Origin of the sequence: Paraburkholderia dilworthii (assembly GCF_000472525.1) — a bacterium.
Taxonomy (GTDB): Bacteria; Pseudomonadota; Gammaproteobacteria; order Burkholderiales; family Burkholderiaceae; genus Paraburkholderia; species Paraburkholderia dilworthii.
This window is the reverse complement of the sequence record NZ_AWZT01000008.1, coordinates 35,993-51,412: the sequence shown is the minus strand read 5'-3', so window position 1 is coordinate 51,412 and position 15,420 is coordinate 35,993. Positions and strand designations below refer to the sequence as shown.

The window sequence follows — 15,420 nt, the reverse complement described above, 5'->3', positions numbered from 1 at the left end:
CAAACAAGAGTGGCAAACGACAGGCGAGCAACGCACATGCGCGGGGGCAAGCGCGAGCACCAGCCAGACGCCAAACGACACAGCCGCGATCGCAGCAACCGATTCTGACCACTCATCGCGGCCACGAATCACGTTCGCCATTAGCGGGCAGCATTGACACCTACCGTTAATTGAGGCCAATCGCGCCCGGCATTCGCCGCATTATCCCATCGTGCCGCCCCGCGCTGCACGCCGGTACAATCACGCGATGATTTCCCGCGACCTCACCTTCGTTCTCGGCGGCGCGCGCTCAGGCAAGAGCGTGCACGCGGAACAGCTTGCCGTTCAAAGCGCGCTGCCCGTCACCTACATCGCCACGGCACGCATGACCGGCGACGCCGAATTCACCGCGCGCATCGCGCATCATCGTGCGCGGCGTCCTGCACAGTGGCAGTTGCTGGAGGCGGACGTCGACCTCGCGGGCGCTGTCTTGCAAGCCGACGCGCCGGGGCATTGCACGCTGATCGACTGCTTCACGTTATGGCTCGCCAACCTGCTGTGTCCCGCCGATGGCGACGGCCTGCCGTCCGATCAATATCAAGCCCGTATCGAAGCACTGGAGGCCGCGCTTGCCGACGCTCGCGGCAAGATCATCGCGGTCAGCAACGAAATTGGCCTGGGCGTGGTGCCGCTCGGCGCGGCCACGCGTCTTTACGTGGACGAACTCGGGCGGCTGAATCAGCGCGTCGCGGCGCTCTCCACGCAGGCCACGATGATGGTCGCGGGCCTGCCGCTCACCCTCAAAACCGCAGGCGGCGCGTGATGCTCTCGCTTCCTCTGATCGTGACGCTCGCGACCGCGGGCGTGGCCGTCGACCGCTGGATCGGCGAGCCGAGCGGTGCTCATCCGCTGGTGGCTTTCGGCAAATGGGCGGCGCGCCTCGAAGCGCACTACAACCGCGGCAGCCGCCTGCGGCCCAAGGGACTGCTCGCATGGTCGCTCGCCGTGCTGCCGCCGGTGCTGGTCGCCTGGTGGCTCGTCGCCGTGCTGCCGTTTTTCGCGGGCTGTGCCGTGCACATTGCATTGCTGTGGTTCGCGCTCGGCGCGCGCAGCCTGCACGACCATATCGAGCCGATCGCACGGGCGCTCGCGCATCGAGATCTCGCTGAAGCGCGCCTGCTGACCGCGCGGATCGTCTCGCGCGAAACCGCCAATGCCGACGAAGCGGCGCTGTCGCGCGCCGCCGTCGAATCGGCGCTCGAAAACGGCAACGATGCGATCTTCGGCGCGCTGTTCTGGTTTGCAATCGCGGGCGGTCCGGGCGCGCTTGGATTTCGTCTCGCCAACACGCTCGATGCGATGTGGGGCTACCGCACGCCTCGCTATCTGCGCTTCGGCTGGGCCGCCGCTCGCCTCGACGACGTGCTGAACTGGATTCCCGCGCGCCTCACCGCCGCGAGCTACGCGCTGCTCGGCGACACGCGCACGGCATGGCGTTGCTGGCACGAACAGGCGCCGCGCTGGGACAGCCCGAACGCCGGCCCGGTAATGGCCTCGGGCGCGGGCAGTCTGAACGTGCTGATCGGCGGTCCCGCGGTTTATAACGGCGCGCTCGAACATCGCCCCACGCTCGGCTTCGGGCACCCCGCGAAGGCCGCTCACATCACGGCCGCGTTGATACTGGTCGAACGGACGGTGATCTTGTGGCTCGCAGTGCTGATCGTACTGGCCTTGCTGAGCGTGCCCTTGCATGTCTGAACGAATGGTGGAACCACGCTCACATCAAATTACACAGCCCGCGAATGCTGGCGCAGCGCCGACTGCCTGCGCGTCATCCAGCGCGACGATCGTGCACGGCGGCAATCTGCACGAAGCGGCTGAACGCTATCGCATTCCGTACGAGCAGTGGCTCGATCTGTCGACGGGAATCAATCCGCACGGCTATCCGGTGCCGCCTGTTCCCGCCGACGCCTGGCGCCGCCTGCCCGACGAAGGCGACGGTCTCGCCGACTGCGCCGCGCGCTACTACGGCGCGCCGGATGCGGCGCATGTATTGCCGGTTGCCGGAAGCCAGGCGGCGATTCGCGCGCTGCCGGCGTTGCTGCCGCGTGCCGGGGTCGGCGTCGCGCCGCTCACCTACAGCGAATATGCGCCCGCGTTCGAGCGGGCCGGCCATCGCGTGATACCGCTCGATGTTTGGTGCGACGTGTTGCCCGATGCGCTCACGCATGTGATCGTCGCGAATCCGAACAATCCGACTGCGGATCATCTGGGCGCGGCGAAGCTTCTGGATTGGCACGCGCAGTTAAGGGTGCGCGGCGGCACACTGCTCGTCGACGAAGCGTTCGCGGATACGATGCCCGCCGCTTCGCTTGCAGCCTGTGTGGGTCGCGACGGCTTAATCGTATTGCGTTCGCCTGGAAAATTCTTCGGACTCGCGGGCGTTCGCGCCGGTTTCGTGCTGGGCTCGCCCACAGTGCTCGATAGCTTGCGCCGCATGCTCGGCGCGTGGACCGTCAGTGGTCCCGCGCGTCATGCCGTGAAGGCCGCGTTCCTGGACCACGCCTGGCAACAGCAGATGCGCACACGGCTTGAAGCGGACAGCGCGCGCCTCGTCGATCTGCTGCAAGGTCACGGCATGCGCACACGCGGCACACCACTCTTCGCATGGACCGACGATCCACGTGCCGCGGCCTTGCATGAAGCATTGGCCACGCGCGGCGTATGGACGCGGCTTTTCGCAGCGCCAGGCAGCGTACGTTTCGGTTTGCCCGCGAGCGAAGAGGAATGGGCGCGTCTTGCCTACAGCATGCGCGCGGCAGTTGAGACGATTGACCGGCGCGAGCGCGCCTGACGCCTTGACGACTGCAAAGCTGACCTACATCGCAGAGCATTGATACGCTCAACGCAAACTCGACGTTCGACCCGATGATCCCTTTCACACGATTCCCCCGCCTCACTGTCGCCGTCACGCTGCTTGCCATTGCGTTGCACGCGCAAGCCGGCATCGCGGTGACCGACGACACGGGCGCGGTGCTCACGCTGCCAGCACCCGCGCAGCGCGTGATCAGCCTCGCGCCGCATGTCACCGAACTGCTATATGCGGCCGGGGGCGGCTCGAAGATGGTGGGCGCCGTGTCGTACAGCGACTATCCGCCCGAGGCGCAACAACTGCCGCGCGTCGGCGACAACAAGTCGCTCGATCTCGAGCGCATCGTCGCATTGAAGCCCGATCTGATCGTGGTGTGGCGGCATGGCAATGCGCAACGTCAACTCGATCGTCTGCGCGAGTTGCACATACCGTTGTTCTTCAGCGAGCCGCACCATCTCGACGATATCGCGGTCTCGTTGACGAAGCTCGGCCATTTGCTCGGCACGTCGTCCACCGCGGATGCAGCCGCCGCCGCATATCGTCGAGACATTGCGGGTTTGCGAGCGCAATACGCGAAACGGCCAGCAGTCAGCGTGTTTTATCAGGTGTGGGATCAACCGTTGATGACGCTCAACGGCGAGCATATGATTAGCGACGTCATCGAGCTATGCGGCGGCCGCAATGTGTTCGCGAGACTGCAACCGCTGGTGCCGACGGTTTCGACCGAAGCCGTGCTCGCGGCGAATCCCGAAGCGATCGTCACCGCAGCGCCCGGCGCGACGAGACCCGACACCACGTTGCCGCAGCTCGGCGCTTGGCGCGCGTGGCCACGTCTGGCGGCGGTGGCGAATAACAACCTGTTCGCCATTGACGGTGATCTCATCAACCGGCCCGCGCCGCGAATCGCGTTAGGCGCGAAGCAATTGTGCGAGGATCTGGATCTCGCTCGCTCGCGCATCAAGCAAAACGCGCAGTAATGCGGGTTTTGCGAAGCGTCGCCCGGCTCACGCGTTCCACTTCACGAGCGACCACTGCTGCCCCTCATCGCCGCGGCGCAACCAGACAATGCCCGCGGTTTCCAGCGACCATCGCAAGCAACGTTCAAGCGGCACGTCGAGCGCGAACGAGGCAATCGCGCGCATCACGCCGGCATGCGTGACCACATACGTCGGCGAGAGTTCGCGAGTCTGCGCGTAGGCATCGAACCATGCGCGCACTCGCATGACGAACTGCGCAACGCTCTCGCCGCCATGCGCGCGCGCGTGTTCGAAGTTGGACGCCCAGTCGTCGAGCAGTTCGCGATCGATCGCGTCCCAGCGTCGCTCCTCCCAATCGCCGAAATTCATTTCCTTCAAACGATCGTCGTGGCTCAGCACGCAGCCAAAGTCGTTCGCCATTTCGACGGCGAAGGCCGAGCAGCGCGTAAGCGGACTCGACATCACGACGCGTGGCGCCGGCACCTGCAAGCTCGCGAGCCTCAACGCGAGCGCCGCGGACGACACGTCGGCCGCCTCGGCGAGCGCAACGTCGCTGTGGCCATAGCACACGCCCGCGTCAAGTGCGACAGCGGGGTGGCGGATCAGGACGATATCCATGCGAGCCCCAGGAGATAGATGCTCAGTTCAAAGATCTGCTGCGCGAAGCCGAGACAATCGCCGGTGTAGCCGCCGATGCGCCTCACGAAATAGCGGCCCATTGCGAACCGCAACGCGAGTAGCATCGCAAGCGCCGCGCCCGCGAAGCGCCAGTCGGCCGCGAGCCACCCGCGTGGTCCGTCCGGCCACAACAGCCACGGCAATCCGAAGACGGCGGCACATAACAACGCCGTGCCGCTTAGGCGCTGCGCGACCGGCTTTGCTTTGCCTTCGGCGCGCACATAGTCGAGCGTGGCCAGATAGCTGATCGCGCATGCGCGGCTTGCCGCATGGGCCGCAATCATCAGACTTGCGGCGCGCATCGGAGGCAATGAGGCGAGCGTTTGCCATTTCAGCGCAAGCGCGATCACAAGTGCGATAGCGCCAAAAGCGCCGATGCGCGAATCATGCATGATGCGCAATGCATCGTCGCGCGTATAGGCGCCACCGAACGCATCGACGCAATCGGCGAGCCCGTCCTCGTGAAACGCACCGGTTATCAATAGCGATGACGCCATCGACAACAACACCGCAACGCCCGCCGGAAACACGCGCAACGCCGCCAGATACACAAGCGCGCTCACGCCGCCGACAAGCGCGCCGACGAGCGGGAAATAGCGAGCCGCCGCGTTCAGATAATGCGGCTCATAGCCGACCCAGCGCGGCATGGGCACGCGCGTGAAGTAACCAAGGGCCGTGAAAAAATAGCGCAGTTCCGCCAGCGGATTCATATATGGCTCGCGTACACGTTATGTGAAAAGCGATGTGCCGAGCGGCTCACGCTTCGCGATTTGCCACGCCTGCCGATTCGAAGCTCGCCATCTCGTTGATGAACGCGCAGGCCGCGCGCAGCAGCGGCACCGCGAGGGCGGCACCGGTGCCTTCGCCCAGCCGCATGTCGAGCGACAACAGCGGCAACGCGCCGAAATGATCGAGCATGCGCCGATGTCCCGCCTCGTTCGACGCATGCGCGAACACGCAGTACTCGCGCACGTCAGGCGCGAGCGCATGGGCAATCAGCAGCGCCGAACTGGCGATAAAGCCGTCGACGAGTATCGTCATTCGCGCTTGCGCCGCGGCGAGATACGCGCCCGCCATCATCGCGATTTCGAAGCCACCGAACGTTGCGAGCACATCGAGCGGAGCGTTGGATGCGTCGTGATGCGCGAGCGCCGCTGCGAGCACGTTGCGCTTTTTTGCGAGCCCCGCGTCGTCGAGGCCAGTGCCGCGGCCCACGCATTCGTCGATCGGCACGCCGCATAGGCGGCTCATCAGACACGCCGCCGCCGACGTGTTCCCGATTCCCATTTCGCCGAAGCCGATCACGTTGCTGCCGAGCGCAGCGTGGTGCCGCACGCGCGCCGCGCCGGCTTGCAGCGCCGCGAGCGCCTGCTCGTGCGTCATTGCAGGTTCGTGCGCGAAGTTGCGCGTGCCTGCGCCAACCGGAATATCGATGAGTTCATCGGTGCGCGGCAGCGGCGTCGCAATGCCGGCGTTCACGACTTCCAGTTCGATGCCCGCAACGCGGCTCAACGCATTCACCGCTGCGCCGCCCGCGAGAAAATTCGCGACCATCTGCGCGGTCACCGCTTGCGGGTAGGGGCTGACGCCTTCGGCCGCAATACCGTGGTCGCCGGCGAACACGATCAGCGCGGGGCGCGCGACGCTCGGATGCGTACTGCGCTGGATCAGCCCGATCTGACGCGCGAGCGTTTCGAGCCGGCCGAGACTGCCGGGCGGCTTCGTCTTCGTATCGATGATGCGCTGAAGTTCGGCGCTCAATGTCTGATCGAGCGGTTCTACCTGGGGCAAGGCGGACAGGGGTGGGAAGAGAGTCATGAGTTCTTGAGGATAGGTGATGTTCTGTTCTGAGTGTCAGCTTGCCGATACATCATGATGGGAAGCGGAGTCTTGACGCGAACGCGGCGCGGGAATGAGCGCCTCGTGCTCGCCGTCACGAATCAGAATCAGCGGATAGCCGAATACGCGGCTCGTCAACGCAGGCGTCAATACTTCGTGCACGCGCCCCGCGTAAGCTGCGCCCGCGCCGTCGAGAAGCAGCGCATGCGTCGCGAACCGGCGCGCGAGGTTCAGGTCGTGACAGGAAAACAGCACGGTGCGCCCCGGCTCGCGCGCCCATTCGCTTAGCGCTTCCAGGCAGTCGATCTGATGATGCAGGTCCAGATGCGATAAAGGTTCGTCGAGCAGCAATAGCGGCGCCTGCTGACACAGCACCGCCGCGAGCGCCACGCGCTGACGTTCGCCGCCGGACAGCGACAGCACGTCTCGCGCGGCCAATGCTGTGAGTCCCAGCAAGTCCAGCGCGGCACGCGCGGCCTCGCGATCGGCCTCGCCCTCCCAACCCCAGCCCGTCAAATGCGGAAAGCGGTTCAGCGTCACGATGTCGAGCACAGTTGCGCTAAATGCGTCGGGCGCGCTTTGCGGCATCAACGCGCGACGCTGTGCAAGGTGCCGTGCGTGCCAGCCGGCCAGGCGCACGCCGTCGAGCTCCACATGCCCCGCCGATGGTTCGCGCAAACCCGCGAGCGTGGACAACAGCGTCGTCTTGCCCGCACCGTTCGGACCGGCCACGCACCAGATCTCGCCCGGATAGAACGTATGTGTGAACGCGTCGAGCAAGGTGCGCGCGCCCGCACGCAACGTCACCCGTTGTGCGCTGAGCGAGGGATGCGCGAAGTTCGCAGTCGGCATCATCGGCGGGCGCGCAGCAGCATCCACAGAAACACCGGCACGCCGATGATCGACGTGATTACGCCGACCGGCAGTTGCGCCGGCGCGATGACGAGGCGCGCGATCAAATCGGCGCCCATCACCGCGACGCCGCCGCCGAGCGCGGCGGCGGGCAGCAGCATGCGTTGATCGTTGCCGAATGCGAGCCGCAGCATATGCGGCACGACGAGCCCGACAAAGCCGATGGTGCCCGCCGTCGTCACGGCCGCGGCGGCAGCGAGCGAAGCCGCGAGATAGACGCGCAACCGCAGCGGTATCACTGCAACGCCCAGCGCTTGCGCAGCGGCATCGCCTCGCAACAGCACATTCAGGCGCGGCGCAACCGGCACAATGGCAATCAATACGACGACGAGGGCCGCAAGCGCAGTCCACGGCATCGCATTGCCATTGAGGTCGCCGGTCAGCCAGAACAGCATGCCGCGCAAACGATTGTCGGGCGCGAGATTGAGCAGCAAGGTAATCAGTGCGCCCCAGCCTGCCGCGATTACCGCGCCCGTCAACAGCAAACGCGGCGACGTGTCCTGCGGTTCGCCGCGCCACAACTCGCGGCGCGCAAGGCCGAGCACGAGAAGAATAGACACGAATGCGCCCGCGAATGCCGATGCATCGACGAGCCACCATGCGCAACCGGCGATCATCGCAATCAGCGCGAAACTCGCGGCCCCGCCCGATACGCCTAATACATAGGGCTCCGCGAGCGGATTGCGCAACAGCACTTGCAACAGCGCGCCAGCCAATGCAAGCAACGCGCCGCAAGCGAAACCGGCCACCGCGCGAGGCAAACGCAGCGTGCGCACGATCTCGCCGGCGAGATCGGCAGAGCTTGCATCAGACGCGCTCGCATGCAGCGGCGAAAGCGCCTCGATCACGCGTGCGGGCGCAACAGCCACGCTGCCCAATGCGAGCGACGCCATCAACACGGCAAGCGCGACGACAGCAAGCACGAGCCAGATTGCGGCGGCGCGCTTCGCAGTCATCGCGTGAAGAGTGGCGGGCATCGAACCTAAGTGACGGCTCATCGGCGCGCTCTCAGCATGGCGCGCGCATCACTGCTGCTGCCAGCCGACCGTGACATACGCACCGCGCCGAGGCGAGTTATACGAGTAGGCCGTTTCATAGTCCTTGTTGAACAGATTCTGGATTTGCGCGGCCACGTACCAGGCCTTCGTCACGTTGTAGCGCGCGGCCAGATTCACGATACCGTAGCCGCCGAGCTTGCCGCTGCTGTCTTCGCGTGGACCGCTCACGATCCACTCGCCGCCCACGCGCCACCCTGCAATACTGCGATTCACCGCCAGCGACGCGAAACGCCGCGCGCGCCGCACGAGGTCCACGTCGTTATCGAGATCGACCGGGTTTTGCAGCGTCACGGACGCGCGCACGTCGGTTTTGCCCACATGTCCGCTCCACGATCCTTCGAGTCCCTGTACTTTTGCATGACCCACGTTTTCGGCCAGATAGATGCCGGGCGTCACCTGCTGATAGTCGATCAGATTCGAATAACGCGTCTGGAAAGCACTCAAACGCATCACACCGAGCGCGTTCGACGCATACTGCACCGCTGCTTCGAGCGAATGACTGCGCTCGGGCTGGATCGACGGATTGCCGCTAATCGGATAGTACAGATCGTCGAAGCTCGGCGCGCGAAACGAATCCGAATAACTTGTACTGAGCTTCCAATGCGACGTGACGTCGAAGCCATAGCCGAGATAGTAACTGTTCGCTCCACCGAAATCGGAGTACTGGTCGCGCCGTACGTTCGCCTGAATCTGATTGCGCCCGAAGCGTCCGGTGTAGCCGGCGAAGCCCGAATCCACATGACGGGTCGGCGCGGCAAACGTGTCCGAGTCGAGGCTCTGGTCCAGATGTTCGTAGCCGACCTGTAGTTTCTGCTGCGCAGCGAGTGCGAAATCGTTCTGCCACGTGTACTGCCGGTTGTCGGTATCGAAGCGGCCGTTATACAGGCCGTTGGTGTTCGAGACGCTGCGGTCGTCGCCTTCGGAAACGATGAAGTGCGTGGTCCACCAACCGGTCAACTTGCCGTTCGCGAACGCGGATACCTGGCGCACTTTCGTGTACAGGTTGTTCAGATCGGTCGGCGCGCCGTAAGCATTGTCGTAGCTGCTATTGCCGTTCGACTGGAAATAGCGGACGCCCGCGTCCCACTTGTCGGTGAACTTGTGACGCAGCGAAGCCGAAATGCTTTCGTTCAGATAGCCGTTCGCATTCGGATTGGCGTTGGGCGCCTCACGCGGATTGAGTGCGGAAAAGCCGTCGTCTTTCGAACGCGCGAGCGAGATGCTGAAGGTCGTGCGGCCGTCTTTATCTAGTGCGCCGTTCGCGCCCAGCTGCTGCGTCTGCGTGTGGTAGCTGCCGTAGCCCACGGAGAAATTGAAACGCGGCGGATGATCGCCGCCGTCTTTCGTGAACACCTGGACCACGCCGCCGATTGCGCCCGAGCCATACAATGCGGACACGTTGCCGTTCACTACTTCGACATGGTCGATCTGATCGAGCGGGATCTGCGCGATCTGCGCGGTGCCGAGACTCACGGAATCGACGCGCACGCCGTCGACGAGAACGAGCGATTGCGTCGACGACGCACCGCGCAAGTACAGGCTCGTTGTCGAACCGGGGCCACCTGTGCGCGATATTTGCGCGCCGGGCGCGAGTTGCAGCAGGCCCGGCAAATCGGTCGCGGTGGTGTCGGCAATGTCCTGCTGATCGAATAGCGACGTTTGCGGGATCGTGTCGGCGAGCGCTTGCGGTCCACGCCCGGCGGTGACGACGACCGGCGATAAAACAGTGGACGACGAATCGGCGGTTTCGGTGGAGGATGTGCTTACAGCGTTTGCAGTATCTGGTGCGGTCGGTGCGGTCGGTGCGATAGGTGCAACTGCATGCGACGGCGCAGACGGATCTGCAACAGCCTGCGCATGCGCGACATGCGGCAGCGCTGCGAAGGCGAGCAACGCCGCGCGGGCGATAGGGGACAGCATGGAATGAAGTTTCCCGTGGATGGCGTGCGCGGCCCGCTTCCCCGCAGGCCGTCGCGTACGAGGCACGTGCGCTTTTGACATTTTGCGGGCGCGCGCCTCTCCCTCTGGCCGGTATCCGGGCTGACGACGTTCGATCCCGCCTTCCCACGCGTGACGCGCAGTGGCACACTCGCATGTTGAACCGGAACACGCGATGGGGATCGAACTGCAAACGTGAAGTACGAAACGAATGCGGTCGCTTACCGTTGCGGGGGCAGCGCAGGTTCGCGCGTTCGGATGAACGCCGCGCCCTGCTTCCCGTTTAACTGCGCGCGCAGTGAAATGCGCGCGCGGGCACCAGAGTGCGGCCAGTGTATGAGCGCACTCGGGGTCAGTCAAGAATGCGGGCCGTGAGAGCGATTCATTCCGACAGGTGCGGGGTATTGTCCGACGCAATCTCCGGCACACGAGTACTTTTTCATCTTCAGTCGAAAAAAGCCTGCATAAAGCGGTGTTGTTACGTCTCGAAACGAGACAATTATCGGAACGTGCGACATTCCGCGCTAAAATGCGAGGTCTTTAGAGGACGCAGCACATGCTCACCGAACTCGAAACACTGTCACAGAATATCGGCAAGCTGATCACGATCAGCCAGCGCCACAACGAAGCACGCATCGCGCTCGAAGAGCAGCTCGCCCAGTCGCGTGCGGAAGCAGAAGCCACACGCACGGAACTTGCGCTGCTGCGCGAGGAACGCGATGCACTGCAAGCGGAGCGCGACGCACTCTCCGCCAAAATCGACGACGCGCAGGTGCGGCTGAACGCCATCCTCGAAAAATTGCCGCGCGCTCGCGGGCACAACGAGCCGGACAATCAGCTCGATCTGCTCGAGCCCGCTCAGCATGAAGTCGAGGCACAGAGCGACGCCACTCGCCACGGAGAAAATGCATGACCACCAAGCAGATCGAAGTATCGATTCTCGGCGTGCCCTATCGCCTCGCCTGCTCGCCGGAAACGGAAGGCGCGCTGCTTGAAGCAGTCGCGCGAGTCGACGCCGAAATGTCGAAGATCCGCAATAACAGCAACGTGCGCGGCACGGATCGTATTGCAGTCATGGCTGCGCTGTCGCTGGCATCGGAACTGCTTAAGCTGCAAACGAGCGTGCGTCACGGAGAAGCATTTCCCGCAGAGGAAATCCGGCGTACAATGCATCAAATGAACGAACAACTGGGTACTGTGATCGAGCAGTACACCATGCAGTAAGCAGCAAGTTGCAAGATGGTTTGCAACTGAAGGTTGCTGGTTTCTTAGGCTGCGGATTCAAACGAAGTGGCTCGAGGTGGCTCACGAAGTAGCTGGGCAAAGCGCGTGAGAGCATGCAGGAGCAACACTCGGCAAACGTTTGAATGTAATCGTTTCAGCTTCATCGGTTTAGCTTCCCTGCCTGGTTCGCCAAGGTCATATATTCCTTGAACCAATGCCATGTGCACGGTTGCGGAAATTTGTAGCACGGGTGTGCGCGTCACTCTGTCTGATGTACCCGAAGTGCTGCTAACTGCGACCAATTCTGAACCCCCGGTTCAGGATGCCGGCCTAGCGGCTAAGGCGGGGACCTTATTTGGAACGGCATCGGACTTCGGTTCGGTGCCGTTTTTGTTTGGGCTTGGGCTTTTTCTGCGTCTCTTTCCTGCTCCTTCAAACCCTTAACGTTCAATTCGATTCATGCGCTACTGGCTAATGAAGTCCGAACCGGACGAAGCAAGCATCGATCATCTCGCCGACGCCCCGCATCGCACATTGCCGTGGACCGGCGTGCGCAACTATCAGGCGCGCAACTTCATGCGCGATGCGATGCAGGTCGGCGACGGGGTGCTGTTCTATCACTCGAGCTGTCCGGAGCCCGGTATCGCCGGGCTCGCTGAAGTGGCGTCCACGGCCTACCCTGACCCGACCCAGTTCGACAAGAAGAGCCCATATTACGACCCCAAGTCGTCGCAAGAAACGCCGCGCTGGCTGCTCGTCGACGTCGTGTTCAAAAAGAAGATTCCGTTGATTCCGCTCGCCGCTTTGCGCGAGCACGAACAGCTGAAAGACATGCGCGTGCTTGCGAGAGGCAACCGTTTGTCGATCACACCCGTTACCGAGGCCGAATGGCGCTTCATCACGACGCGGCTCGTTTGAGTTCGTCGGTGCGCGCTGAAAAGGCGTCGCGGGCGATGCGGCGAATCGAAGCTCACAGCGCGGCTAAATTAGGGAACCAAGCTCAGGTTACAAGCGCCTAACGCACTTGCAAACGGACTGCACACGGCGCGGGACGCGCCGAGCCGTTGCATCGCGCCGCTCGATCGTGCGCAACCCTGTTCAAGCAAGGAGTCCAACAATGATGAAAAACACCGCACGTGCACTCGCTTTCGCGCTTGTCTGCGCTGCACCTGCAACGCTTGCGCTTACGCCCGCCATCGCGCGCGCGCAGAGCGTCGCGCCCTATCAACCGGCCGGCGTATTGTCGCTGAACGCGCAGGCTAGCTCGGAAGTACCGCAAGACGTGGTCGACATCACGCTCTTTTACGAACAGGAAGCGAGCGACCCGTCGGCTCTCACCTCAACGCTGAATCAGCGCGCCGATTCGGCGCTACAAAAAGCCAAGGGCGTGAGCGGCGTGACCGCGCGTACGGGTTCGTTTTCGATTTATCCGTCCACCGATCGTGACGGGCGTATCTCCGCTTGGCGTGGCCGCACCGAGGTCGTGCTCGAATCGCACGACTTTGCCGCGGCGTCGAAGCTCGCCGGCCAGATGGCATCGATCATGCAAGTCGGCAATGTGCAGTTCTCGCTGTCGCCCGCGGCGCAGCGTGCCGCCGAACAGAAGCTCACCGGCGAGGCGATCAGGTCGTTTCGCGAGCAGGCGGCTTCGTCCGCGCAGGCATTCGGCTACAGCGGCTATTCGATTCGCGAGGTCAACGTCGGGCATAACGGCGTGATGCCGCGCCCCGTCATGATGATGAGCGCACGCGCCATGGGCGCCGACGCGAAAATTTCGGCACCGGTGCCGATCGAAGGCGGCACGTCGACGGTAACGGTCAATGTGTCCGGGTCAGTGCAGATGAAGTAACGCGCGTTTAGCGCGCCACTCTTCGCCACAGGAACAAACGCCACGGCATGCCGTGGCGTTTGTTTATCGATCGAATACAGTGTGCCGCGCGTTACGGTAGCGCGTGCGCTGGTTCGCTGCGGCCGCGGCGATACGACCACACGAGCATGGCGATGCCCACGAGGATCATCGGCAGCGAAAGCCACTGGCCCATCGAAAGGCCCATTGCCAGCAGTCCGAGGAAATCGTCCGGCTCACGCGCGAATTCGACGATGAAGCGCGCGAGGCCATAACCGATCAGGAACACCGCGGAAATCGCGCCAAGCGGCTTCGGCTTGCGCGAGAAGAAGAACAGCACGAAGAAGAGCGCGACGCCTTCCAGTGCGATCTCATACAACTCCGACGGATGACGCGGCAGCATGTGATATTGCGCGAACACTTCGTTCAGATGCCATTGAGCGGCCAGTTGCGGATGCGCGGAGAGCCAGGCTGCGTCGTCGGGCGCCGCACCTGGAAAGAGCATCGCCCACGGCGCTGACGGATCGGTCACGCGCCCCCACAGCTCACCGTTGATGAAGTTGCCGAGACGCCCCGCCGCGAGTCCGGTCGGCACCATCGGCGCGACGAAGTCTGTGACTTGCAGCCACGAACGTTTGCGCTGATACGCGAACAGCACCATCGCGAGCGTCACGCCGAGGAAGCCGCCGTGAAACGACATGCCGCCTTCCCACACCTTGAAGATGTCGAGCGGATGCGCGAAATAAAAGCTCGCCTTATAGAACAGCACATAGCCGAGCCGGCCGCCGAGAATGGTGCCGAGCACGCCGTAAAACAGCATGTCGTCGATGTCCTTCGGCGTCCAGCCTTGGGCCGCGACGAACGGCAAACGCAGCCGCAGCCGGCCGACGACGATCGCCGCGATGAACGCGACGAGGTACATTAGTCCATACCAGCGCACGGCGAGCGGCCCCAGATGAATGGCAATGGGGTCGAAGTTCGGGTGAATGAGCATCGTGTTGTTATGGTCAGTTCGGTTCAGAAGCTAGTTTGTATTGATGACGCGGCTTGTTCCGCCTGCGTTGGACGGCCCGGCGCGCAATGCGTTCGCCGCCATCGCGCTAATTGCGCGACGCCGCGGCTTGTGCCTCGACAGTGGCCGCATGCGCCCGCACGATTTCGATGAAGCCCGCCAGCACTGGACTCACCTCCGAGGTACGCCAGACGAGCCCCGTTTCGATAGCGGGCACCGACTCGGACAACGGCCGGTAGACGACCCCGGTGCGGCGCAGGTTACGCAACGATTGCGGCACCAGTGCGACCCCCATGCCGGCCGACACGAGGCTCACAATGGTCTGCATCTGGATCGCCTCCTGGCCGACGCGTGGCTGGAGCCCCGCCACGCCGTAGCAATCCATAATGATGTCATAAAAGCCTGGCGCCAAACGTCTTGGGAAGATTACGAGCGGCGCATCGGCGAGCTCGCGCAGGCTGATCGGCGTGTCGAGCCACTCGGCGTGCGGGTCGTTGGCGCTGTCCGCAGCGGCAGCCAGGCGCGCCGCCGTCTCTGTCGACATCGCGATCACCAGCGGCTCGCGTGCGATCGGCAGCCACGAAAGCTGTGTGGCATGGCGGGACGGCAGCGGCGCGATCACGAGGCCCGCGTCGATGCGCCCGGCCACGAGTTCGTCCACCTGCACGTCGCTCGTTGCCTCAGTGAGTTCAAGTCGCACGCGCGGATGACGTGCGCCGAAGTCGCGCAACAGTAGCGGCAACAGGCCGTAGTCGGCGGTCGACACGAACGCGAGCGACAGCACGCCCGCCTCCCCGCGTGCGAGGCTCTGCGCGAGCGGCCGCAAGCCCTCCGCACCCGCCAGCAGGCGTTGCACTTCCGGCAGCAGATCCGCACCCACCGGCGTCAGTTCGACCGAACGCTTGGTGCGCGCGAACAGTTCGACCCCGAGCGTCTCCTCCAGCGCGCGGATCGCCTGCGAAAGCGGCGGCTGCGTCATCGAGAGGCGCGCGGCCGCGCGGCCGAAGTGCTTTTCTTCGGCAACGGCCACGAAATAGCGCAGCTGGCGCAGGTCGGGAATGGCAGGCAGCATCATTAATACATTT

Annotated in this window: 16 protein-coding genes, 1 other RNA gene and 1 riboswitch; of the genes, 9 read left to right on the top strand and 8 right to left on the bottom strand. The window is 63.8% G+C overall.

Annotated elements, in window-relative coordinates; translation table 11 throughout:
• Window positions 1-247 precede the first annotated feature (247 nt).
• From cobU to F759_RS0109860, 4 genes are all read left to right on the top strand, one after another.
• Complete coding sequence (gene cobU / locus F759_RS0109875) at window positions 248-802, top strand: bifunctional adenosylcobinamide kinase/adenosylcobinamide-phosphate guanylyltransferase (protein WP_027799706.1); 555 nt, start codon at window positions 248-250, stop codon at window positions 800-802.
• Window positions 802-1,737: an adenosylcobinamide-phosphate synthase CbiB gene (gene cbiB / locus F759_RS0109870; RefSeq protein ID WP_027799705.1), complete on the top strand. Its 936-nt coding sequence runs from the start codon at window positions 802-804 to the stop codon at window positions 1,735-1,737. The genes cobU and cbiB overlap by 1 nt, the downstream gene beginning before the upstream one ends.
• Window positions 1,730-2,833: a threonine-phosphate decarboxylase CobD gene (gene cobD / locus F759_RS37515; protein ID WP_084534232.1), complete on the top strand. Its 1,104-nt coding sequence runs from the start codon at window positions 1,730-1,732 to the stop codon at window positions 2,831-2,833. The genes cbiB and cobD overlap by 8 nt, the downstream gene beginning before the upstream one ends.
• A gap of 74 nt (window positions 2,834-2,907) precedes the next feature.
• The gene (locus tag F759_RS0109860; protein ID WP_027799704.1) at window positions 2,908-3,828 is read left to right on the top strand and encodes a cobalamin-binding protein; all 921 of its coding nucleotides are present in this window, start codon (window positions 2,908-2,910) and stop codon (window positions 3,826-3,828) included.
• Between the two features lie 27 nt (window positions 3,829-3,855).
• Here the strand turns inward: F759_RS0109860 and cobC are convergent, their stop codons facing one another.
• Genes cobC through F759_RS0109830 form a run of 6 tightly spaced genes read right to left on the bottom strand, consistent with a single transcriptional unit; the run spans window position 3,856 to window position 10,235 of the window.
• Window positions 3,856-4,446 (bottom strand): alpha-ribazole phosphatase, encoded by a 591-nt coding sequence (gene cobC, locus F759_RS0109855; RefSeq protein WP_027799703.1) that lies wholly within the window; start codon window positions 4,444-4,446, stop codon window positions 3,856-3,858.
• Window positions 4,431-5,216, bottom strand: coding sequence for an adenosylcobinamide-GDP ribazoletransferase (locus tag F759_RS0109850; RefSeq protein WP_027799702.1), 786 nt, complete (start codon window positions 5,214-5,216; stop codon window positions 4,431-4,433). Before F759_RS0109850 ends, cobC begins: the two co-directional genes overlap by 16 nt.
• A gap of 46 nt (window positions 5,217-5,262) precedes the next feature.
• Complete coding sequence (gene cobT, locus F759_RS0109845) at window positions 5,263-6,324, bottom strand: nicotinate-nucleotide--dimethylbenzimidazole phosphoribosyltransferase (protein WP_027799701.1); 1,062 nt, start codon at window positions 6,322-6,324, stop codon at window positions 5,263-5,265.
• Between the two features lie 36 nt (window positions 6,325-6,360).
• Window positions 6,361-7,200, bottom strand: coding sequence for an ABC transporter ATP-binding protein (locus F759_RS0109840; RefSeq protein WP_027799700.1), 840 nt, complete (start codon window positions 7,198-7,200; stop codon window positions 6,361-6,363).
• Window positions 7,197-8,255: a FecCD family ABC transporter permease gene (locus F759_RS0109835; RefSeq protein ID WP_027799699.1), complete on the bottom strand. Its 1,059-nt coding sequence runs from the start codon at window positions 8,253-8,255 to the stop codon at window positions 7,197-7,199. Before F759_RS0109835 ends, F759_RS0109840 begins: the two co-directional genes overlap by 4 nt.
• A 27-nt stretch (window positions 8,256-8,282) precedes the next feature.
• The gene (locus F759_RS0109830; protein WP_027799698.1) at window positions 8,283-10,235 is read right to left on the bottom strand and encodes a TonB-dependent receptor domain-containing protein; all 1,953 of its coding nucleotides are present in this window, start codon (window positions 10,233-10,235) and stop codon (window positions 8,283-8,285) included.
• An 89-nt stretch (window positions 10,236-10,324) separates the two neighbouring features.
• Window positions 10,325-10,591: riboswitch (cobalamin riboswitch) on the bottom strand.
• A 218-nt stretch (window positions 10,592-10,809) separates the two neighbouring features.
• On the opposite strand from F759_RS0109830, the gene F759_RS0109825 reads away from it, so the two are divergent.
• The 5 genes from F759_RS0109825 to F759_RS0109810 all read left to right on the top strand — a co-directional run bounded on the left by F759_RS0109825 (window position 10,810) and on the right by F759_RS0109810 (window position 13,326).
• Complete coding sequence (locus F759_RS0109825; protein WP_027799697.1) at window positions 10,810-11,166, top strand: ATPase; 357 nt, start codon at window positions 10,810-10,812, stop codon at window positions 11,164-11,166.
• Window positions 11,163-11,477 (top strand): cell division protein ZapA, encoded by a 315-nt coding sequence (locus F759_RS0109820; RefSeq protein ID WP_027799696.1) that lies wholly within the window; start codon window positions 11,163-11,165, stop codon window positions 11,475-11,477. Before F759_RS0109825 ends, F759_RS0109820 begins: the two co-directional genes overlap by 4 nt.
• Window positions 11,478-11,648: 171 nt before the next feature.
• Window positions 11,649-11,830, top strand: a non-coding RNA gene (ssrS, locus tag F759_RS40395) — 6S RNA.
• Window positions 11,831-11,936: 106 nt separating this feature from the next.
• Window positions 11,937-12,395, top strand: coding sequence for an EVE domain-containing protein (locus F759_RS0109815; protein ID WP_027799695.1), 459 nt, complete (start codon window positions 11,937-11,939; stop codon window positions 12,393-12,395).
• 199 nt (window positions 12,396-12,594) lie between these two features.
• Window positions 12,595-13,326, top strand: a complete 732-nt coding sequence (locus F759_RS0109810; RefSeq protein WP_027799694.1) for an SIMPL domain-containing protein — start codon at window positions 12,595-12,597, stop codon at window positions 13,324-13,326.
• Between the two features lie 91 nt (window positions 13,327-13,417).
• Here F759_RS0109810 and lgt read toward each other — a convergent pair whose 3' ends face one another.
• Window positions 13,418-14,317 (bottom strand): prolipoprotein diacylglyceryl transferase, encoded by a 900-nt coding sequence (gene lgt / locus F759_RS0109805; protein WP_027799693.1) that lies wholly within the window; start codon window positions 14,315-14,317, stop codon window positions 13,418-13,420.
• 106 nt (window positions 14,318-14,423) lie between these two features.
• Window positions 14,424-15,407, bottom strand: a complete 984-nt coding sequence (locus F759_RS0109800) for a LysR family transcriptional regulator (protein ID WP_027799692.1) — start codon at window positions 15,405-15,407, stop codon at window positions 14,424-14,426.
• Window positions 15,408-15,420: the final 13 nt, after the last annotated feature.